Here is a 19,665-nt window from a genome sequence, read left to right as displayed (position 1 = left end):
TACATACCTATACCTTTCACGATTTTGAATCAGAAGAAACATCCTGATTGTTTTAAAAAAGGAGTGATCACAGGATGCCCTATATTACAAAAATCTCCGCTCAGAAAAACAATACGGAGCGGGTGAACATCTTTCTTGATGAAAAGTACGCCTTTAGCGTTGATCTAGATGTGCTCGTCCAGCACGATTTGAAAAAAGGGAAAGAGCTGGACGAAGCAGATATCATTGAAATTCAATTCGGTGATGCTGTGAAAAAAGGATTTCAGCAGGCCGTCGATTATTTATCCTACCGAATGAGATCGGTGAAAGAAGTGACCGATTATTTGACGAAAAAAGAAATTCCAGCGCCTGCTATTAGTGAAATTATACACAAATTAAAGCATTACAAGTATGTAAATGATCTTGAATTTGCGGAAGCCTATGTAAGCACCCACCGTAAAACGAACAGCAAAGGGCCGTCCGTCCTGAAAAAAGAGTTAAAGCTTAAAGGCATAGACGATGACACCATTGAACAAGCGCTATCGCAATATCCTGATGACTTACAGCTGGAGGAAGCCGTCAATCAGGTTCTCAAGCTTGTGAGAAAAGAAAAGAATCGTTCTGCAAAAGAGATCGAGCAGCGCATCAAGCTTCAGCTGCAGCGAAAGGGATTTTCGTTTGCGATCATTGATAAAGCCCTTCAAGAAGCCTATGATGGACAAGAAGAGGAAAAGGAAGAAGAAGCCCTCCTCTATATGCTGGAGAAGGCAAAACGCAAGGTAGGATATGACGGATCATTTGAAAAGAAGATGAAAGTGAAGCAATTTTTATTCAGAAAAGGCTTTGATCTCGATACAATTGATCACGTTTTAGACAAAGGGGAATGACAGATGGAAAAACGCTATAGTGAGATGACGGAATACGAATTGAAGCAGGAGATTGCCTCTCTTTCTGAAAAAGCACGAAAGGCTGAACAGCTTGGCATTGTAAATGAATATGCCGTCTTAGAACGGAAAATCGATATGGCGAAAGCCTACTTATTAGATCCAGCTCTCATTCAAACCAAAACGACATATCAAATCAAAGATACAGACGAGCAATTTTACGTAGAATATCTAAATGGTGTATTTGCATGGGGATACAGAGTATCGGCTCCAAATAAGGAAGATGCCCTGCCGATTTCAATGCTTACGCAAAAGGACTGATCCAGCGTGTAGGCAAACCCTCGCATTCGGTGTCAGGTCTGCGCGCCGGTGCTCGTCCTTCCTAGGGCTGCAAAGGGTTTTCTATCACGCTGAAAAGAAGACAAAGGACTGATCCTAGAGATCAGTCCTTTTCTTTACTTCGAACGCTGTTTACGGACGTTGTTCTGAAGTACGATGTCGTGCTGCGTTTGCTGCGTTTCTCCGTTGACCTGAGAGGCAGAATGCTTTGCATTCGCCCATGGTTGAGGGTAAGCGGTTGTCCTTAATTGAACAAAGTCTTCCATATACGATTTCCCATTTGAACTCATATCTCAAGCACTCCCTTTGGAAAAATTAGCGTTTCCCTGATGCCCTCATACGTTCCTGTGGACGTGTATTCGTCTCACCATTCGGCCTTTTAGACGCATAAGCATCTGTGGCGCCTGGTTCGCCTTCAAATTTGTGATTCACTTGATTTGGAAAGCCTTTTGCTTTATTACGCATATCGATTCCCTCCAAACAATACAAATCATTTGCGTCTTTTGAAGACGTAAGGGTAGTATATGAAAAAAGAGGTTTTTTTAAAAAGGCACTTTCTGCTAGATGAAGGAGGAACCGACATGGAACAATACTTTGAGCGACTAACAGAACAACTCATGGAAAAAAACAATATGCTGACATATGAAGAAGCACGTACATGGGTAGAGCTGCTTTGGAGTGATTTTGAAACGACCTATGCAAAGGCTGGCCGCAAGTATAAAGGGCAGGAAACAACAGAACGGATTGTCCAAGAATGGATTGAGAGCTACGGTGCGCAGCTGCATTTATTTCAAAATAAACAATCAAAGGCAAACGAGCACCTGCAAGGGCAGAACAAAGGGCTGCTTCATTAAAAGAAGTGCCCGCTCATCTTTTTCAATAAATAGGAAAATATATAAATAAGCAAACAATTTTATGATACAATACCCAGTCTGTGATCGAAATTACAGGCTTTTTACAATGGTTAAACTTAAAATTACATTAAATTCATCTTACTGAAAATCACTGGAAATAAAACTTTGATATAATGGAACGATTAAAGAGACATGTAATTTATGGATAATAAAAAAGGGTTTCGTTTTCTGACAAAAAAGGAATAATGAACATAACAGACTATGTGAAAAAAGTGAAGAGAAGGTGCGATATGGAACGAGAATTGCTCTCTGTTATAATTCCTTCTTACAATGAAGGTGAAAACATCAGACGAATCTTTGAGGCACTCGAGGAAGAGTTTCGCGATTTTCATTATAACTTTGAAATCATCTTTGTGAATGATGGAAGCAAGGACAACACACTTCAATACATGAGAGAGCTCTCTCGCAAAAGTGCAAAGGTCAAATACATTTCCTTCTCGCGTAACTTTGGGAAGGAAGCCGCTATTCTGGCAGGACTTGAATATGCGAAGGGAGTAGCTGCGATCATCATGGACGCCGACCTGCAGCACCCGACGTATTTGATTCAGGATTTTGTCAGAGGATATGAAGAAGGCTATCATCAAGTCATTGCCAAACGGAACCGTAAAGGAGACAGCAAGCTTCGCTCTTACTTAGCATCCATGTACTATAAAGTGATGAACAAGGTAGTAGAAGTGGACTTGCGTGATGGCGTCGGGGATTTCCGTTTAATTTCACGCCAAGCAATCGATGCATTGCTTCAGCTGAAAGAGGGAAATCGTTTTTCAAAAGGGCTTTTTTGCTGGATTGGGTTTGAAGAAAAGGTCATCTATTATGAAAATGTAGAAAGACAGCATGGTGATACAAAATGGTCACTGAAGAAGTTATTTAACTATGGCATAGATGGCGTCATTTCTTTTAACAACCGCCCGCTGCGTATTTGTTTTTATACTGGCATACTGATCTTATTCCTCTCTTTGATTTACATCGTGGCCACCTTTATTCAAATTGTCAGAACGGGCGTGATGGTACCGGGTTATTTCACTTTAATATCGGCTGTGCTTTTCCTCGGAGGTGTCCAGCTTTTGAGTCTAGGTGTGATTGGAGAATATATTGGCCGTATCTATTATGAAACGAAAAAGAGGCCGCATTATTTGATCCAAGAATCAAATGTCATGCAGCAAGAGACAAGCTCAAAGGAACAAGACCGAGTGTTAACACAGTTATTTAAATAACGTGGAGTCAAATAACCGGCAAGCACGAATCGCTTGCTGGGTTGTTTTGTTTCAAAGAACAGTGGATCTTTTGTGGAAAGGATTTAGATGATGAAACGTAGATGGATAATCATTGGAATGTGCCTCATTCTTGCTTTATTAGGACACTCCTTTTTCTTATATGAATATACGCAAGGCCGGTACATGACAGGAGATGGGGACGGCATCTCGCAAATGCTCCCATTTAAAAAGCTGCTTTACGACGAATATGTCAAAGGGAATTTCTTTTATTCCTATCAATTCGGTCTAGGCGGCGGTACATACACGCAATTAGGGTATTATTTCACAACGTCGGCGGTCTTTATGGTGACAGTCGCTGTCGTCTGGCTGATGAATACGCTTCATTTCATACAGTCAACGGACATTCATTTCTGGGCACATGCTGTGATTTGGCTGAGCGTGATCAAGCTGACGCTCATTCTAATCATCGCTTACCGTGTGCTTCTTTCAATGGTTCAAAATAGACTAAGTGCATTGACAGGTGCCGCAATTTACGGACTGTCTATTGTGTATTTTCGGCATCAAACATTTTGGGAGTTTTTTACCGACAGCATGATGTGGCTTCCGCTGCTTGTGCTTGGGGTTGAACGGATATTCAAAACGGGTAAGCCGGCTTGGTTTATTTTGGCGTGCAGCCTGATGCTCATCAACAACTTTTACTTTGCTTATATTCATTTTATCTTTTTAGCGATCTATCTTGTTTTCAGATATATGATCAAGCTGCGAAGTGAGGAGCGCGGGTGGAAGGTGTTCTGGACGCTTGCGATCTCTACGCTGTTATCCTTTGGGATCAGTGCCGCTTTTTTTATCCCGTCTGTTTATGGCTTTCTCAATAATGTAAGACCACCATATGATCAATCTATACCTTGGTTTGATCTGCATGATCATCTGCTGTTTATGAGCAGGGTATATTTATTACCCGTGATTTTTCTGATTTGTCTGTTCCTCGTTCCGCTTTACCGGAACAGATGGTTTTTCATGTTCACATCCATCAGTATCCTGCTCATTATTTTTCACTTTAGCCCAAAGATGGCGAGCGTGTTTAATGGTTTTTCGGCACCGCAGTACAGATTTGAATACATTCTTGCCTTTACAGTTGGAGCGGTTGTTGCCATCATGATCAAGCATTTCTCACAAATCGAGTGGAAGTGGAAAAAGCGTGCGGTCTTAGGCGCTTGGATCGTGTTCCTTCTCGCAGTCGCTCTTTCAGAACGAGCAAAGGGAAACATGGATGTCGTTGTGTTTACAGGCATAGGACTGCTTGTGATCAGCTTGTTCTTCCTATGGATGCATGCGGAAAAACGTCAGCACCTTCGTCTCTTTTCAGCTGTGCTTCTTGCCATTAGCCTACTGACAGCAGGCGTGTATCAGCAGGAATACTTATCTGAAAGAAGCAATATAAAGAGCGTATCAGATACGTATATGAAAAGTGAAGCGTATGCTGGGCCTGAGCAAATGAAGCTGATCCAGCAGATTCAAAGCCGCTCAAAAGATCCGCTCGCCCGTATTGATTGGATGAACGGCGTGCGAAACAATACCCCGTTATTTGAAGGCTTTCAAGGCATGAGTGTGTATTCAAGTATATTGAATCAGCATTTGCTCAATTTCTACTGGAATGACCTGCAAATCGATATGGGAAGGGAAAGTGTCAGCCGGTATGCAACAATGGGAGACAGGGCGAATTTATACAGCCTGACCTACGGAAAGTATTATATGAGAGACAAGATGATGCCTTACTCACCGCCAGCTTATTTTAAACCAATATTAGAAAGCGAGCATTATGAGGTATATGAAAATACACGGCCGCTGCCATTTGCAAGAACAACGAGCACCGTTTATTCAGAAAGATCCTTAAAGAATGCCTCAGCACTTGATAAAGAGCATGCGATGCTGCAAGGCGTCATTTTAGACAAAAAAGGAAACGCTGAAATCGAGCGCGCAGCAGATCGAGTCAAAGATACCAATGTTCATACTGAACAAGCTGTATACGAAAATGGCGTGCTTGATGTATATGGAGAAAAGGGCGGCCTGAATATCACACTGCCAGATGATATGGCCCGTTCAGGGGATGTGTATGTGAGCTTTTATGTGAAGCGGACCGACCGTAACGCAGGGTTTCAGTTATCCGTTGACGACTACGTCACCTCACGAAAAAGCAATACATCCATCTACAAAACAGGCGTAAATGAAGTGACGATTCGAGTCCCTGCGGAAAAGATCCTCTCCATTCGAGTACCAAAAGGGACATATGAGCTCAATCAAATGAAGCTGTATCAAGAACCTTACCGCGTCCTAGAAAAAGCATATGAAAAAGAAAAACAGGATGATGGCAGCCAAAAAGTAAAGCTTAAAAATAACCGCTTTACGATTTCATATGATAACAAGCTCGGCGATAATTATATGATTCTGCCTGTTCCATATGAAAAAGGCTGGGAGCTCACGGTGAACGGACACAAAACCGATATTGAAAAAGCCAACTACACTTTTATTGGTTTTCCAATAGAAAAAGGAAAAAACGAGATTGTGCTAACCTACTATCCGCCTTATATCAGAATTCTCGCATTGATTTCATTGATCAGTTTGATTGGTGCGATCCTCTATGCACGGAGAAAACACAAGAAACACCACTTTTCATCATAAGTGGTGTTTTTTTATCTTTCTCAAAATTGATACAATCAACATAAAAGCATGAGAATGGGGGAAAATCATTTGACGTTAAACAAAGAATCCATTACTGATCATTATGAACACACACTTGAATGGGTACAGTCACTAGTGGAAATAACAGACGAAGAATGGCGCAGAGGCATCGCTGATGGAAAGTGGAGCATTGCTGAGATCATCGCACATTTCGTTCCGTGGGATGAATTTATTTTACACGATCGCCTAAATGAATTTTGGAACAATCGTCCATTATCTAAGGCACCTGATGTGCATGAAATGAATCGGCAGTCAGCCAAAAGGGCGAGGCACGAAGAGAGAAGCGAGACGATTGGACGATTTATTACTGTCAGAACAGAATTGCTTCAAGAAATAAAGAAAATCGAAACATCTCGCTGGAATACATGTTTTTTTATCGGTCAATCCGAGCTGACGTTATCAAGTTATTTTCAAGGACTGATTGATCACGACATCCATCATATGAAGCAGATCAAAGAAGCGCTCTCTCCAGAAAGACGATAGAGAGTCACGAAGCTTCTTTCTCAAACGGAAACGTCGCATAATCAAACAAAAAATGAAACAACCAAAGACTAAGGGCAAAAAGAATTTCCTCAGAAGTAGACAGCCAAATGCCGTCAACCAATTCGTCTGATAAATAAACAGCACCCCAAATAAACAAAAGGTGAAATAAAATGGCATAGAAAACGATGGATCGTTTTTTAGACCGGCACTTTCGAACAAACTGCATGAGCACGTGCTCCAGATGTTCAAAAGATATCCCGAGTACAACATAGATGCCCATAAACAGTAGCAGCGATAAAATTGATTGATAAAAAGCACCCGTCAAATGAAAGAACAGCACACAAAACAACAAAAATATGTAACAGACAGCCGACGCTGCCATGAGCCATTTCAGCCCTTGCCATAAAGCGTGAACAGATTGCTGCATAGGTGATCAAACACTCCTTTACATGAAGATACCTGCAAAAAGGACAGCCTTTTTGCAGGAAGTCATACGTTAATCCTCTTTTTTAGGGGCAGCGATGACAGGATGTTTTTCTGTATCAAGCAGTTTTAAGAAATCTTCACCTTGATCTAAATGATCAAGAACAAGCTGTTTCGGTGTGACCGCAAGCCACTGATTGAGTGAAATGTCTGCATAATGGTCGCTCTTAAAGATTTCTAAGAAATAAAGCGGTTCGTCGCCTGTATTCTCTACATAATGCCCCATTGCAAATGGCACATATCCAACGTCTCCCGCCTGATAGTTGAAGGTTCTCGCATGTCCATCAGAAGCAAATACGGTCATTCGTGCCTTTCCAGAAATGAAATATTGCCATTCATCCGTATTTGGATGCCAGTGCAGCTCACGAATGGCGCCTGGATCGACTTTCACAAGAGCAGAGGCAATTGTTTTAGATGCTTTAAAATTGGTAGAATCCGCAATCCACACTTGTCCACCGCTTGACGTAATCGGCTCTTGTTTTAACAGCTCATATTTAAAGGAATTCGGGACTTCTCCTTGCTCTGTTTTCACCTTGTCACACTCAAGGGAACCAGGAATTCCTTTTTGGAAAATATACTTCTCTTTCTCTGGCAGTTTCTCAAATTGCTCCTTTGTCATTCCAAAGTTTTGGAGCACAACTTCCTCTGGCGTATGGGCAAGCCAATCAGTCACTTGGAACGTACTATTTTCAGAGAAGGAACCATCATCAAACACAAGCAAGAATTCAGCTCCCGGCTCAAGTGCTTGAATAGAGTGCGGCAAGCCAGAAGGGAAGTACCACAAATCACCCTCAGTCACATCCTCTGTAAAATTGCGCCCCTCTGCATCAACCGATGTAATCCGAGCTTCCCCATAAATCATGTACGCCCATTCCGCTTCCTTATGCCAGTGCAGTTCACGAATCGCACCAGGCTTTAGCCGCATATTAACAGAGGCAAGACTTTTAGAGATCGGCAGTTCACGTACCGTTACCTCGCGGGCGTAGCCGCCTTTTTCTAAACGATTGTGTGTATCAGAAAAAGAATATTTCATGTTGGAGACCGTTCCATGATCGGTTTCAGGCGGCGTGAGCATATCTGGATTTTGTCTGTCCCGCTCGAGATTACGTGGTATTTTGACCGTTGCTCCTTTTTCTCCTCGAATCGGCTGCGGTGCACCATTTTGCTTTTCACTCATGATAAAATCCCCTTTCAACATCGTATTGTGTGAGGTGACAAAAGGCCTTTCATTTCGCCCTCGTTTTCATAAGGTGAAACGAATCAAGAAGATGTCAATCTGATTCATCATTTTTTTGAACAGCGACCAATCGTTGGATGAGCTTGCTTAATTCATCAAACTTTCGTTCAAAGCGTGTCAGCAAGTAAATCGTCAAAATGGCAGGGAAGCCAGACTGACCGAGCTGCTTCAGCCACTCCTCCGAAAAAAAGTTCTCCATTTGTCTCACCTCCCAGCGGATGCTCGTCTTCTTTATAGGTGGTCTGAAAGAAGAAAAAGGAAAGCAGAGGAGGAGAAAATGAACCATTAGACCCGTTTCATAAAGTTTACTTTTTTTAACTTTTGTCCACTTAATGCAAGTAGAGGGAACAAAGGGGAGGATGCACATGGATTATCGGCTGTTATTGAAAGCAAAATGGAAGGAAATCATTGATCACCCGCTCATTCAGCAGTTTTTAAGCAACCCGAAAAACGAGCAGCTGCTCAAACAAGTCATGGAAGAGCCAAACGAGGAAAATGCCAAAAAGCTAGATTCCGAGTTCAAACAGTTCTATCAGAAAATCCGCATCATCAAGTATATCTCCACAATGATACGCATCTTTTCAGTCGACTTTGACAAACGAGTGAAAAAGAAGCAGCAGCGTTTTCCGCTCATACTCGATCATCCTGATACTCAAGAAGTGAAAGACCCTGTCCAAACAGATACGTATGAAGCCGTGCTCTTCAACCAGCAAGACTTAGGAGAGCATCTGCAAGATCAAACATTGTACAAGGCCTACCAGCAGCTGACAGACAAACAAAAAATGGTCTTAACCCAAATCTATGTCGAAGGCCAAACGATGAAGGAAATAGCCGACCGGCTAGGCGAAACGAGACAAAATATCTCAAACATACACAAAAAAGCGCTCAACAAACTAAAAGAAGAAACAGGGGGAGATGTCCGTGAACGAAGAAAAAATGACCAATGGGGAAATGGAAGAACTCATTGAAACCTTCACACCCATGATCAAAAAGAAACTACAAAACACGGCATATCAAGAAAGAGAAGACCTCGAACAAGAACTCTATATCAAACTCATCGAAAAAGTAGACTGGCTGATTTACCAAGAAGGACCTGGATTTTGGGAATTTATTGTGGAATATATGACGAAGTTGTAAGAGATGTAAACACAAAAAAAGACTCGCTCACACAGAGCCGAGTCTTAATTTTTTTTGCAGTTTTTCTTCACTGAAAATCCAGCCGGTATAGGAATTTTTGATTTGGTGGTCCATGTCGATATGGCAGATCGCGACAAAAGGATAGTGACCTTTGCTGCGGTAGCGCAAATCAATGAACCGCACCTCATAATGATCCTTGTATTTATCCACTTCCCACCGGTAGACAGGGGAGAAGGAGAGAAAGGCTGAAATGTTTTCATCTTGCTTGGCAATTTTCATAATTTCAGTATCCGGGACCGGCACACGGTTAAAGGTGTCTAAAATGACGACCTCTCCATTCATGCTGCGTCCAACATGGAAAGAAGATTTACATTTCACAGCAATACGCCATTGTCTAAACTTCATTGTAGGCGAAATAATAATGTCTTCAATTTCATCGAATTGTGCACGCAGCTGATGTTTAATCTGAAGCTGCATGATAACCCTGACGATATAGTAACAGAAAATCACGGCATACAGCGAGATGAACGTATAGCCGGGATGACCGCCAATGGCCCAAACGACAATGGCGACAAGGTGTGTAAAAAAGATGAAAGGATCAAACGTGTTAATGATCCCAAGCGCTACCCATTTCTTTGAAAATGGACGAATGGCCTGTGTGCCGTATGCATTGAAAATATCGACAAACACATGGAGCACAACGGCTAATAGAGTCCATAACCACAGATGAAGTAAATCCGCCCCCGGCACAAATGGGAAAATCACAGCCGGTATCAGTATTGACCAGAACAGTACAGCTGGAATGGAATGTGTAAATCCTCTGTGATTTCTTATATAAACCGCATTATTTTTTAGTTTTAGCACAGTATCAATGTCTGGTGCTTGGGAGCCGGCAATGGTCGCGAGCATCACGGCATGTGCCATGTGTGGATCTGCGCTGACGGCTGGATCTAAAAGTGCAAGTCCCCCAAGAGAAATGCCCATTACTACATGAGTACCAGTATCCAATTGATTACCTCCTAGTTGTCATGCTTAGGAACAATCATACAAAGTATACGTCTTCTTTCAAGACTATGTGCAAAATCACTTTTGCTTTGTCCTGATTTAATGTAACATGTTAACGTATCTACAAACAGTATACAACAAATAAGGTTCTTTTCAGAACGTTAGCCCTCGGTTCAATGAGAAGGAGTATAGATATGAAAGACATTCAAGAAAAGCTGGACCGCAAAGATATTGCGGGCTTTCAGCATGATTTAATTGATTGGTATGAAAAAGAACAACGGACACTGCCATGGCGTGAAAATCAGGATCCATACCGCGTCTGGGTATCAGAAGTGATGCTTCAGCAAACGAGAGTGGATACGGTCATTCCGTACTTCAACCGGTTTATGGAGCAATTCCCGACGGTGAAGGATCTCGCTTTAGCTGATGAAGAAAAGGTCATGAAAGCATGGGAAGGTCTTGGCTACTACTCAAGAGTTCGTAATTTACAGGCAGCTGTGAAAGAAGTATATGAATCCTACAGGGGCGTTGTCCCTGATTCGAAAGAGCAGTTTTCAAAGCTTAAAGGTGTAGGTCCGTATACGAGCGGTGCAGTGCTGAGTATCGCCTATAACAAGCCGTACCCTGCGGTAGACGGCAACGTCATGAGGGTCATTTCCCGTATTTTGTCTGTATGGGATGATATAGCAAAACCAAAAACGAGAAATATTTTCGAGTTTGCGGTCGATCAGCTCATTTCCCGGGAAAAGCCTTCAGAATTCAATCAAGGGCTGATGGAGCTTGGTGCGCTCATTTGCACCCCAACATCCCCTGCCTGCCTCATTTGCCCTGTGAACATGCATTGCTCGGCACTAGAGGAAGGCGTTCAGCATGAGCTCCCAGTGAAAAGCAAAAAGAAAAAGCCGACTGCAAAATCAATGGCAGCAGCGGTGTTATTTGATGATGCAGGCAACCTATATATTCATAAACGGCCAAGTACAGGCCTTCTTGCGAATTTATGGGAATTCCCTAACATGGAAACCATGAAGGGAAGAAAAACGGAAAAAGAGCAGTTAATTGATTTCTTAAAAGAGGAGGCAGGTGTACAAGCGGAGCTTGGTGATTTAGAAGGCACCATTCAGCATGTATTTACCCACCTCATCTGGAATATTTCTGTTTTCTTTGGACGAGTTACCTCTGTATCTGATGACACGATGCTGAAAAAAGTCACAACAGAGGAATTTGAGGCGTATGCTTTGCCAGTCTCACACCAAAAAATTTGGAAGCTGGCACTTGAAGAGCCTAGTCGTATTTAACCGTTGTACCATGAGTATAATCAGCTTCATTTCTATGCAGACCCCCGCGGTCTTCGATTTCAGAAATGATTTCTCGATACTTAGATTGCCCTTCTTCGTTCAAATAAGGTAAGATTTGTTGGAAAGCATGATGAAAGTAAGCAAGCTCAGTATCTTTCCATTGATCCTTGGACATCATGCCAAGCTGGCTTAAATCGCGTCCGACATACATGAATGTAACCTCCTAATAGGAACTTTCCTATTAGTGTGAAGCGAATGAACGAAAACTATTCAAATCAGGAGATGAACCATAATGAGTCAACGTAAATGTGCATTAATTACAGGCAGCAGCAGAGGAGTAGGGAAAGAAGTAGCCCTTCGCCTGGCTGAAAAAGGATATGACATTGTCATTAACTATGCGAGAAGCAAAAAAGCCGCACTTGAAACAGCGGAAGAAATTGAAGCGATGGGCGTCAAAACATTGGTCGTGAAAGCCAATGTAGGCCAGCCTGAGAAAATCAAAGATATGTTTCAGCAAATCGATGAAACATTTGGCCGTTTAGACGTATTTGTCAACAATGCGGCGTCTGGCGTTCAGCGCCCAATCATGGACCTTGAAGAAAACCATTGGGACTGGACAATGAATATCAATGCGAAGGCTTTGTTATTCTGCGGACAAGAAGCGGCGAAATTAATGGAGAAAAATGGCGGCGGACATATCGTCAGCATTAGCTCACTAGGCTCCATCCGCTACCTTGAAAATTACACAGTAGTCGGCGTGTCAAAAGCCGCACTAGAAGCTTTGACACGTTACCTTTCTGTTGAGCTGTCACAAAAAAATATCGTCGTCAACGCCGTATCTGGCGGCGCGATCGATACAGATGCGCTCAAGCACTTCCCGAACCGTGAAGAGCTGTTAGAAGATGCAAAGAAAAACACACCTGCCGGCCGAATGGTGGAAATTAAAGACATGGTCGACAGCGTGGAGTTCCTTGTATCAGGCAAGGCAGACATGATTAGAGGACAGACCATTATTGTGGATGGCGGACGTTCTTTGCTAGTTTAAAAAAATCATGAATAGGATGTACACCTTCTGCACAAATTAATGTGCGTGGAGGTGATAATGATGGATCAACAACAAAACAAAACAAACGCACAACAAGTGAAGAAACAAAACCAAGCTTCTGCACAAGGCGGTCAATTTGGTACTGAATTTGCTAGCGAGACTGACGTACAGCAAGTAAAAAAATACAACCAAAAAGCTGAGCAAAACAAACAACAAAACAGCTAATCACTGAAACAGAGGAAAGCACTTCATATACGAATGAAGTGCTTTTCTTTTTGCCTCTCACCACCATCCGACAAAACCTGTAAAACCTCTACATAAACAGTCAAAGGATTTCCTCGTTCTTTCAAGAAATGGTATACAGACAAAAAGTGGATTCGAATAAAAGGGAGGAGTTAGATGTCTGATTTCGATCAGCTTGTCAAAGAACAAATGCAGCTCATGGATCAGCTGCTCGATGTCCAGGGAGAACTCGATCTATGCTTAGAAACAGAAAAACAATTGCTGCAGGATGAAAAAAAAGAAGAGTGGACCAGGCTTCATGATCAAATCAAACAGAAACGGGAGGAACTGCAAAAAGTCCAAACCTTATTTACAAAACAGACAGAAGAGGTCATCAATTCATACAAGCAGATGGAAAAGAGTTCAACCGTGATGTAAGACAGTGTGCCGTTCAATTGGGTTGAATGGCTTTTTCATTTCATTTTTTAACTATGTAACGGTATAATATAATAGAGACATGTTTAGTTGGGAAATTAGGTCTTTGGACTGTTAGGTTTGTTTGTTATAGAAAGTAGGGGAGAAAATATGGGCTATCCCAAGGAAGGAGAAACCATCCAAATTCAAAGCTATAAACACAATGGCTTGATCCACAGGATTTGGAATGAAACCACCATTCTGAAAGCAACGGAATTGTGTATCATTGGTGCAAACGACCGTACAATGGTGACTGAATCCGACGGCCGTACTTGGATGACGAGAGAACCGGCTATTTGCTATTTCCATGCAAAACAATGGTTTAATGTAATTGGGATGCTTAGAGATGATGGGGTATATTATTACTGCAACATCAGCTCTCCTTTTGCGACAGATGATGAGGCAATTAAGTATATTGATTACGATTTAGATGTCAAAGTCTTTCCAGACATGACGTACAATATTTTGGATGAGGATGAATATGCAGATCATAAGAGGCAGATGAATTATCCAAAGGAAATCGATAGTATCTTAAGAGAGCATCTGAATACATTATTGCATTGGATTCACCAGCGGAAAGGTCCGTTTGCTCCTGAATTTGTGGATATGTGGTATGAACGTTTTTTACATTATACAAAATAAGCAAGAGCAGCAAAAACCTGTTTGGCTTTTTAGGCTAACAGGTTTTTGACTGCGTACGGATAAGAGGCACTGATAGATTGGGAAGGAGATTTACATGGGGGTCATTAAACGCTACATGGCTTTTGTTACACCGTATAAAAAACAGATTGCATTGACAATGGTCATCGGGATGATCAAGTTCTCGATTCCCTTAACATTGCCTCTGCTTTTAAAGTATGTCATTGATGATGTCATTCAAGGCTCGGGGTCGGCTGAAGAAAAGACATCATCTCTATTGATCATTATGGGAATCATGCTCGTCTTATTTTTAGTGATGAGACCGCCTGTTGAATACTATAGACAATACTACGCACAGTGGACAGGCAGTAAGGTATTATTTGATATTCGGGAAAAGCTGTTCTCGCATATTCAAAAGCTCAGTCTTCGTTATTATGCCAACACGAGAACTGGGGAAATTATTTCAAGGGTCATCAACGATGTGGAGCAGACAAAGGAGTTTGTCATCACAGGTCTTATGAACATTTGGCTTGATTTGATGACCGTGCTGATCGTGATCGCCATTATGTGTACACTGGACATCAAGCTCACCATCGTGTCTGTCATCATTTTTCCGCTATATGCGTTTGCTGTGAAGTATTTTTACGGCAGGCTTCGCAAGCTGACAAAAGAGCGGTCGCAGGCGCTGGCTGAGGTGCAAGGGCATCTGCATGAGCGGGTACAAGGTATGCCAGTCATTCGGAGCTTTGCCATTGAAGAATATGAACAAGAGAATTTTCATGATGAAAACAAAAATTTCTTAAACAAAGCGATCAACCATACGAATTGGAACGCTAAAACATTTGCCGTCGTCAATACCATTACTGATATTGCACCGCTATTGATCATTGCATTTGCTGGCTACACCGTAATTAATGGAGCACTTTCGATCGGGACCATGATTGCCTTTGTCGGCTATATTGACCGGATGTACAACCCGATTCGCCGTCTCATTAACTCATCCACGACTTTAACCCAGTCAGTGGCGTCAATGGATCGTATCTTTGAATTTATTGATGAGCCGTATGAGGTCACAGATCGGCCGAATGCAAAAGAAGCCGATCATTTAAAAGGAGAGGTCGAATTTAAAAATGTGTCGTTTCGTTATGAACACACGCAGGAAGAGATTCTGCACAATATCTCCTTGAAAGTAGAAAAAGGACAAACGGTTGCGCTTGTAGGAATGAGCGGTGGAGGGAAGTCGACACTCGTCAGCTTAATTCCAAGGTTTTATGATGTCACAAACGGGTCACTTGAAATTGACGGCATCGATATAAAAGAGTACAAAGCAAGAAGCCTTCGAAATCAAGTCGGAATGGTGCTGCAGGATACATTCTTATTCAGTGACACGATTAAAGAAAATATTGCTGTTGGAGATCCAGAAGCATCTTTTGAAAAAATTGTTTCGGCTGCAAAAGCGGCAAATGCCCATGATTTTATTATGTCTCTTCCTGAAGGATATGACACGAAGGTAGGAGAACGGGGCGTGAAGCTGTCAGGCGGTCAAAAACAACGAATTTCTATTGCAAGGGTCTTTCTAAAAAATCCACCGCTTTTGATTTTAGATGAAGCGACGTCTGCACTTGATTTAGAAAGTGAACATTACATTCAAGAAGCGATGCAAAAGCTAGCGAAGGACCGCACAACCTTTATTGTCGCGCACCGCTTATCAACAATTACACATGCTGACCTCATTGTCGTCATGGAACAAGGCGAAATTGTGGAAAAAGGAACACACGAAGAATTAATGAACCGAGACAGCCACTATCGCCATCTATTTACCATTCAAACATTAAATTAGTAGAAGCCTATCCGATTCTAGCGGATAGGCTTTTTTATGCTTGTCAAAAACATGACATATTTCCCAGCTTGTCTCAATACAATTTTAAAAAGTATGACGGGGTGGTGAATATGTGAAAGAACAAGACGTGCTGCTAGATGTCAAACAGCTGTCCATTGCGTTTCAGCAAAAAAAGCAAAAAGTACCCATCGTCCATCACATATCGTTCTCGATTCAAAAAGGAGAAACCTTAGGAATTGTTGGCGAATCTGGCTGCGGGAAAAGTATCACATCTATGTCATTAATGGGATTGAACCAGCAAACAGACACAACGGGTAAAGTCCAATTCGAAGGGCAAAACCTGCTGTCGCTTTCAGAAAAACAGTGGCGAGAGATAAGAGGAAATGACATTTCGATGATTTTCCAAGAGCCAATGACCTCTCTGAACCCATTAATGACCATCGGCAAACAAATGACGGAAGCCCTTTTCACACATCAAGCAATCGGTCAAAAAGAAGCAAAAGCAAAGGCGGTTGATCTGCTTCAGACAGTTGGATTGAAGCAAGCCGAATCGTTGCTTAAAAAATACCCGCATGAATTATCAGGCGGCATGCGCCAGCGTGTCATGATTGCGATGGCGATGCTTTGTCACCCAAAGCTCATGATCGCAGATGAACCGACAACTGCACTTGATGTGACCATCCAAGCGCAAATCCTTCGCCTGCTCAAAAAGCTAAACGAAGAGATGGACACCGCTATTTTATTTATAACCCATGATCTAGGTGTCGTGCGGCAAATATGCCAGCGAGTCATGATTATGTATGCCGGTCGAATTGTAGAAGAAGGAACCGTTGACCGTATTTTTCAAAAACCTCTGCATCCCTACACAAAAGGTCTTTTCGCCTCAGTTCCATCATTTAAAGAGAAAAAAGAAAAGCTCATCTCTATTACAGGTCATGTACCTAAGCCGGGAACCATTCGATCCGGCTGTCAATTTGCACCACGCTGTCCTTATCAAATGGCGCAATGTCTTGAAGAAGATCCAGTTTTACAATCCATTGAACAGGACCACCGCGTGGCATGCTTTCTAATGGAAGGAGGAGAAGACACTGAGTCGCCCACTCTTGCAAGTGAATCAGCTGACAAAACGGTATGACACAGCCGCTTTTTTTTCTAAACACAAACATTCGACTCTGGCTTTAAATCAAGTGTCCTTTCACGTGAAGGAGGGGGAAACGCTTGGCATTGTCGGTGAATCGGGCTGCGGGAAATCAACACTTGGCAAAAGCTTAATGAGATTGACTGAACCGACGTCAGGCTCTATTCAACTGAAAGGGCAAGAAGTCACTCTTTTGAAAGAAAGAGAGATGCGTTCTTTAAGAAAAGACATTCAAATGATTTTCCAAGATCCATACGCTTCATTAAATCCACGAATGAAAATCAAAGATATTTTAGAGGAACCGCTCATTGTTCATAAACATGGGACGAAAGCAGATAGACGAAAGCGGGTCAAAGAGATGCTGCACATTGTCGGATTTGATCCTTCCTACGGGGAACGTTATGCGCACCAATTCAGCGGCGGACAAAGGCAGCGTATTGGTATCGCTAGAGCACTCATTACCCATCCAAGTCTTGTCATTGCCGATGAACCCGTTTCGGCTTTAGATGTATCCGTTCAAGCACAAATTTTGAATTTGATGCTTGAATTGCAAAAGACGCTTTCTCTGACGTATCTGTTTATTTCTCACGATCTTGGTGTTGTCAGGTATATGAGCGACCGAATCGCAGTGATGTATGCTGGCCGAATTGTCGAGATGGGGCCTGCCGAAGACGTGTTTCACAGCCCGCTTCATCCTTATACGTCGCTGCTTCTGAAATCCATTCCACATATGGACCACGTGCTGGAGACGCAAGATGTGTCAGCAGAAGAGTCCACAATGACGATAGAAGGCGGCTGTCCTTTCTACAAAAGGTGTCCAAAAAGGTGGGAGAAATGCCTAAAAGCAGTCCCTGCTTTGTATGAGGAGGAACCGGGGCACGCAGCGGCGTGTTACTTATATCAAAAGGAGGAACACAATGAAGAAGACATGGTTGTTCAGTAGTTTCATTTTTGTGCTGGCACTTGCACTGTTTTTGGGGGGATGCTCGTCCGCACCGTCATCAGAAGAAAAAGCAACAAAAGACACCCTCGTATTTGGCAGAGGAGGAGACTCCACTTCACTAGATCCGATCACAACGACAGAAGGCGAAACCTTCAAGGTCACAGAGAATATGTTTGAAAAGCTACTGAATTATGGTGAGAAAGACACGACCATCCATCCTGGTCTCGCAACAGACTGGGATGTTGCAAAGGACGGAAAATCATACACATTCTACTTAAGAGAAGGTGTGAAATTTCACGATGGCACAGACTTTAACGCAGAAGCAGTGAAATTCAACTTTGACCGCTGGATGAATGGTGATGCAGAAAAATTTCCTTACTATGGCATGTTTGGCGGCTATAAAAAAGATAAAGGACATGTGATTAAAGACATCATCGTCAAAGGAGAGCATGAAGTTGAATTTCAGCTAAAGCGCCCGCAGGCGACATTCCTTAAAAACATTGCTATGTCACCGTTTGGCATCGCAAGTCCTGCGGCTGTTGAAAAAAGCGGTGATTCTTTTCGTGAGAATCCAGTGGGAACAGGACCATTCAAGTTTAAAGAGTGGAAGCAAAACGACCGTATCGTGTTAGAAAAGAACGAAGATTACTGGCAGAAGGATAAACCAAAACTGAATCAAATCATCTTCCGCTCTATTCCAGAAAACTCGGCTCGTTTAAATGCCCTGAAAACAGGTGAGATCGATTTGATGGATGGCGTGAATCCGTCAGATTTAGATGGCATTAAAACTGATAAAGCACTCCAGCTTATTGAAAGACCATCAATGAACGTAGGCTATATCGGACTGACCGTCACAAGAAAGCCGCTTGATAACAAGCTCGTTCGTCAGGCACTCAATTACGCGGTCGATAAAGAATCCATCATTGAGTCATTTTATGGCGGACTTGCCGAGCCAGCAAAAAACCCTCTTCCCCCAGCTTTAGAAGGCTACAATGACGACATTGATCCATATCCGTATGATCCAGAAAAAGCGAAGGAACTTTTGAAAGAAGCGGGTTTTCCTGACGGCTTTCGCATCAAGCTTTGGGCGATGCCTGTACCGCGTCCATATATGCCAGATGGGATGAAGATAGCAGAAGTCATTCAATCAAACTTTGAAAAGGTCGGCGTCAAAGCAGAAATTGTGACATATGACTGGGCGACCTATTTAGATAAGGCAAGTAAAGGGGAAGCAGATGTGTTCTTATTAGGCTGGACAGGGGACAATGGCGATCCTGATAATTTCATCTACACACTTTTGGACAAAGACAGCATTGGCGGCAACAACTATACATTCTTCGAAAACGATAAAATGCACGACATCCTCATTGAAGCGCAAACAGACACAGATCAAAAGAAACGAAATGAGTTGTATAAAAAAGCGCAAGAAATCATTCATGATGAAGCACCTTGGATTCCATTGGTGCATTCGATCCCAATGCTTGCAGCATCTAATGATTTAAAAGGCTATCAGCCGCATCCAACTGGTTCAGAAGCTTTAAATGACGTGTATTTCGAATAAGCAAATAAGGGAGATCTTGTATCTCCCTTACAGCGTGTAGACAAACCCTCGCATTCGGTGTCAGTCCTGCGTTCCGGTGCTCACGAATGTCAAA

Annotated in this window: 23 protein-coding genes and 1 pseudogene; 17 read left to right on the top strand and 7 right to left on the bottom strand. The window is 42.5% G+C overall.

Annotation, left to right across the window (positions count from 1 at the left end; translation table 11 throughout):
* The first annotated feature begins 74 nt into the window (after window positions 1-74).
* Together recX and ACSSTM_RS07865 are read left to right on the top strand one after the other, a co-directional pair.
* Window positions 75-866 carry a recombination regulator RecX gene (recX, locus tag ACSSTM_RS07870; RefSeq protein ID WP_060595806.1) on the top strand — a complete coding sequence of 264 codons (792 nt, stop codon included), beginning with the start codon at window positions 75-77 and terminating at the stop codon, window positions 864-866.
* Window positions 867-869: 3 nt separating this feature from the next.
* On the top strand, window positions 870-1,184 hold the full coding sequence (locus ACSSTM_RS07865) for a YfhH family protein (RefSeq protein ID WP_034665012.1): 315 nt from the start codon (window positions 870-872) through the stop codon (window positions 1,182-1,184).
* 134 nt (window positions 1,185-1,318) lie between these two features.
* Here ACSSTM_RS07865 and ACSSTM_RS07860 read toward each other — a convergent pair whose 3' ends face one another.
* Window positions 1,319-1,492: a YpzG family protein gene (locus ACSSTM_RS07860; protein ID WP_003217811.1), complete on the bottom strand. Its 174-nt coding sequence runs from the start codon at window positions 1,490-1,492 to the stop codon at window positions 1,319-1,321.
* Window positions 1,493-1,517: 25 nt separating this feature from the next.
* Window positions 1,518-1,667, bottom strand: a complete 150-nt coding sequence (locus ACSSTM_RS07855; protein ID WP_003217849.1) for a small, acid-soluble spore protein K — start codon at window positions 1,665-1,667, stop codon at window positions 1,518-1,520.
* A 116-nt stretch (window positions 1,668-1,783) separates the two neighbouring features.
* Between ACSSTM_RS07855 and ACSSTM_RS07850 the strand changes: the two genes are divergently transcribed.
* The 4 genes from ACSSTM_RS07850 to ACSSTM_RS07835 all read left to right on the top strand — a co-directional run bounded on the left by ACSSTM_RS07850 (window position 1,784) and on the right by ACSSTM_RS07835 (window position 6,552).
* Window positions 1,784-2,056, top strand: coding sequence for a YfhJ family protein (locus tag ACSSTM_RS07850; RefSeq protein ID WP_034665009.1), 273 nt, complete (start codon window positions 1,784-1,786; stop codon window positions 2,054-2,056).
* 290 nt (window positions 2,057-2,346) lie between these two features.
* Window positions 2,347-3,330 (top strand): glycosyltransferase family 2 protein, encoded by a 984-nt coding sequence (locus tag ACSSTM_RS07845; RefSeq protein ID WP_034665005.1) that lies wholly within the window; start codon window positions 2,347-2,349, stop codon window positions 3,328-3,330.
* A gap of 87 nt (window positions 3,331-3,417) precedes the next feature.
* The gene (locus ACSSTM_RS07840) at window positions 3,418-6,009 is read left to right on the top strand and encodes a YfhO family protein (protein WP_437404116.1); all 2,592 of its coding nucleotides are present in this window, start codon (window positions 3,418-3,420) and stop codon (window positions 6,007-6,009) included.
* A 69-nt stretch (window positions 6,010-6,078) separates the two neighbouring features.
* Window positions 6,079-6,552, top strand: coding sequence for a DinB family protein (locus ACSSTM_RS07835; protein WP_254637586.1), 474 nt, complete (start codon window positions 6,079-6,081; stop codon window positions 6,550-6,552).
* A 4-nt stretch (window positions 6,553-6,556) separates the two neighbouring features.
* On the opposite strand, the gene ACSSTM_RS07830 is transcribed toward ACSSTM_RS07835, so the two are convergent.
* From ACSSTM_RS07830 to ACSSTM_RS07820, 3 genes are all read right to left on the bottom strand, one after another.
* On the bottom strand, window positions 6,557-6,979 hold the full coding sequence (locus ACSSTM_RS07830) for a regulatory YrvL family protein (RefSeq protein ID WP_034664995.1): 423 nt from the start codon (window positions 6,977-6,979) through the stop codon (window positions 6,557-6,559).
* Window positions 6,980-7,048: 69 nt separating this feature from the next.
* The gene (locus ACSSTM_RS07825; RefSeq protein WP_437404115.1) at window positions 7,049-8,212 is read right to left on the bottom strand and encodes an oxalate decarboxylase family bicupin; all 1,164 of its coding nucleotides are present in this window, start codon (window positions 8,210-8,212) and stop codon (window positions 7,049-7,051) included.
* A gap of 94 nt (window positions 8,213-8,306) precedes the next feature.
* On the bottom strand, window positions 8,307-8,471 hold the full coding sequence (locus ACSSTM_RS07820; RefSeq protein WP_268496504.1) for a YvrJ family protein: 165 nt from the start codon (window positions 8,469-8,471) through the stop codon (window positions 8,307-8,309).
* 166 nt (window positions 8,472-8,637) lie between these two features.
* On the opposite strand from ACSSTM_RS07820, the gene ACSSTM_RS07815 reads away from it, so the two are divergent.
* Complete coding sequence (locus tag ACSSTM_RS07815) at window positions 8,638-9,240, top strand: sigma-70 family RNA polymerase sigma factor (protein WP_066031140.1); 603 nt, start codon at window positions 8,638-8,640, stop codon at window positions 9,238-9,240.
* Entirely contained in the window at window positions 9,188-9,409 is a 222-nt protein-coding gene (gene rsoA / locus ACSSTM_RS07810; protein ID WP_034620885.1) for a sigma-O factor regulator RsoA, read from the top strand. The genes ACSSTM_RS07815 and rsoA overlap by 53 nt, the downstream gene beginning before the upstream one ends.
* A gap of 27 nt (window positions 9,410-9,436) precedes the next feature.
* On the opposite strand, the gene ACSSTM_RS07805 is transcribed toward rsoA, so the two are convergent.
* A complete protein-coding gene (locus tag ACSSTM_RS07805) occupies window positions 9,437-10,417 on the bottom strand; it encodes a metal-dependent hydrolase (protein WP_034664985.1) in 981 nt (326 codons plus the stop codon).
* Between the two features lie 191 nt (window positions 10,418-10,608).
* On the opposite strand from ACSSTM_RS07805, the gene mutY reads away from it, so the two are divergent.
* Complete coding sequence (mutY, locus tag ACSSTM_RS07800) at window positions 10,609-11,709, top strand: A/G-specific adenine glycosylase (RefSeq protein ID WP_034664981.1); 1,101 nt, start codon at window positions 10,609-10,611, stop codon at window positions 11,707-11,709.
* Here the strand turns inward: mutY and ACSSTM_RS07795 are convergent.
* Window positions 11,696-11,920, bottom strand: coding sequence for a hypothetical protein (locus ACSSTM_RS07795; RefSeq protein WP_003217808.1), 225 nt, complete (start codon window positions 11,918-11,920; stop codon window positions 11,696-11,698). The genes mutY and ACSSTM_RS07795 overlap by 14 nt on opposite strands.
* Before the next feature lie 81 nt (window positions 11,921-12,001).
* On the opposite strand from ACSSTM_RS07795, the gene fabL reads away from it, so the two are divergent.
* The 8 genes and pseudogenes from fabL (at window position 12,002) to ACSSTM_RS07755 (ending at window position 19,571) form a co-directional block, all read left to right on the top strand.
* Entirely contained in the window at window positions 12,002-12,754 is a 753-nt protein-coding gene (fabL, locus tag ACSSTM_RS07790; protein ID WP_024425211.1) for an enoyl-[acyl-carrier-protein] reductase FabL, read from the top strand.
* A gap of 75 nt (window positions 12,755-12,829) precedes the next feature.
* Window positions 12,830-12,979 (top strand): annotated as a pseudogene (locus tag ACSSTM_RS07785) (gamma-type small acid-soluble spore protein); the annotation flags it as partial.
* A gap of 174 nt (window positions 12,980-13,153) precedes the next feature.
* Window positions 13,154-13,414 (top strand): YgaB family protein, encoded by a 261-nt coding sequence (locus ACSSTM_RS07780; protein ID WP_034664977.1) that lies wholly within the window; start codon window positions 13,154-13,156, stop codon window positions 13,412-13,414.
* A 147-nt stretch (window positions 13,415-13,561) separates the two neighbouring features.
* Window positions 13,562-14,092 (top strand): nucleoside tri-diphosphate phosphatase, encoded by a 531-nt coding sequence (ntdP, locus tag ACSSTM_RS07775; protein ID WP_024425209.1) that lies wholly within the window; start codon window positions 13,562-13,564, stop codon window positions 14,090-14,092.
* A 94-nt stretch (window positions 14,093-14,186) separates the two neighbouring features.
* Window positions 14,187-15,929: an ABC transporter ATP-binding protein gene (locus ACSSTM_RS07770; RefSeq protein ID WP_437404114.1), complete on the top strand. Its 1,743-nt coding sequence runs from the start codon at window positions 14,187-14,189 to the stop codon at window positions 15,927-15,929.
* Between the two features lie 112 nt (window positions 15,930-16,041).
* Complete coding sequence (locus ACSSTM_RS07765) at window positions 16,042-17,064, top strand: ABC transporter ATP-binding protein (RefSeq protein WP_034664972.1); 1,023 nt, start codon at window positions 16,042-16,044, stop codon at window positions 17,062-17,064.
* A complete protein-coding gene (locus tag ACSSTM_RS07760; protein WP_095286109.1) occupies window positions 17,033-18,010 on the top strand; it encodes an ABC transporter ATP-binding protein in 978 nt (325 codons plus the stop codon). Before ACSSTM_RS07765 ends, ACSSTM_RS07760 begins: the two co-directional genes overlap by 32 nt.
* Window positions 17,985-19,571, top strand: coding sequence for an ABC transporter substrate-binding protein (locus ACSSTM_RS07755; RefSeq protein ID WP_034664966.1), 1,587 nt, complete (start codon window positions 17,985-17,987; stop codon window positions 19,569-19,571). The genes ACSSTM_RS07760 and ACSSTM_RS07755 overlap by 26 nt, the downstream gene beginning before the upstream one ends.
* Window positions 19,572-19,665: the final 94 nt, after the last annotated feature.

It is taken from the genome of Bacillus sp. RK1064 (genome assembly GCF_051488405.1).
Classification (GTDB): Bacteria; Bacillota; Bacilli; order Bacillales; family Bacillaceae; genus Bacillus.
The sequence above is the reverse complement of the archived record's forward strand: the minus strand, read 5'-3'. Positions and strand labels throughout refer to the sequence as shown.

Coding starts and splice junctions, on each gene's coding strand:
- recX (WP_060595806.1), top strand. CDS start 75: ATGCCCTATATTACAAAAATCTCCGCTCAGAAAAACAATACGGAGCGG.
- ACSSTM_RS07865 (WP_034665012.1), top strand. CDS start 870: ATGGAAAAACGCTATAGTGAGATGACGGAATACGAATTGAAGCAGGAG.
- ACSSTM_RS07860 (WP_003217811.1), bottom strand. CDS start 1,492: ATGAGTTCAAATGGGAAATCGTATATGGAAGACTTTGTTCAATTAAGG.
- ACSSTM_RS07855 (WP_003217849.1), bottom strand. CDS start 1,667: ATGCGTAATAAAGCAAAAGGCTTTCCAAATCAAGTGAATCACAAATTT.
- ACSSTM_RS07850 (WP_034665009.1), top strand. CDS start 1,784: ATGGAACAATACTTTGAGCGACTAACAGAACAACTCATGGAAAAAAAC.
- ACSSTM_RS07845 (WP_034665005.1), top strand. CDS start 2,347: ATGGAACGAGAATTGCTCTCTGTTATAATTCCTTCTTACAATGAAGGT.
- ACSSTM_RS07840 (WP_437404116.1), top strand. CDS start 3,418: ATGATGAAACGTAGATGGATAATCATTGGAATGTGCCTCATTCTTGCT.
- ACSSTM_RS07830 (WP_034664995.1), bottom strand. CDS start 6,979: ATGCAGCAATCTGTTCACGCTTTATGGCAAGGGCTGAAATGGCTCATG.
- ACSSTM_RS07825 (WP_437404115.1), bottom strand. CDS start 8,212: ATGAGTGAAAAGCAAAATGGTGCACCGCAGCCGATTCGAGGAGAAAAA.
- ACSSTM_RS07820 (WP_268496504.1), bottom strand. CDS start 8,471: ATGGAGAACTTTTTTTCGGAGGAGTGGCTGAAGCAGCTCGGTCAGTCT.
- ACSSTM_RS07815 (WP_066031140.1), top strand. CDS start 8,638: ATGGATTATCGGCTGTTATTGAAAGCAAAATGGAAGGAAATCATTGAT.
- rsoA (WP_034620885.1), top strand. CDS start 9,188: ATGTCCGTGAACGAAGAAAAAATGACCAATGGGGAAATGGAAGAACTC.
- mutY (WP_034664981.1), top strand. CDS start 10,609: ATGAAAGACATTCAAGAAAAGCTGGACCGCAAAGATATTGCGGGCTTT.
- ACSSTM_RS07795 (WP_003217808.1), bottom strand. CDS start 11,920: ATGTATGTCGGACGCGATTTAAGCCAGCTTGGCATGATGTCCAAGGAT.
- fabL (WP_024425211.1), top strand. CDS start 12,002: ATGAGTCAACGTAAATGTGCATTAATTACAGGCAGCAGCAGAGGAGTA.
- ACSSTM_RS07780 (WP_034664977.1), top strand. CDS start 13,154: ATGTCTGATTTCGATCAGCTTGTCAAAGAACAAATGCAGCTCATGGAT.
- ntdP (WP_024425209.1), top strand. CDS start 13,562: ATGGGCTATCCCAAGGAAGGAGAAACCATCCAAATTCAAAGCTATAAA.
- ACSSTM_RS07770 (WP_437404114.1), top strand. CDS start 14,187: ATGGGGGTCATTAAACGCTACATGGCTTTTGTTACACCGTATAAAAAA.
- ACSSTM_RS07755 (WP_034664966.1), top strand. CDS start 17,985: ATGAAGAAGACATGGTTGTTCAGTAGTTTCATTTTTGTGCTGGCACTT.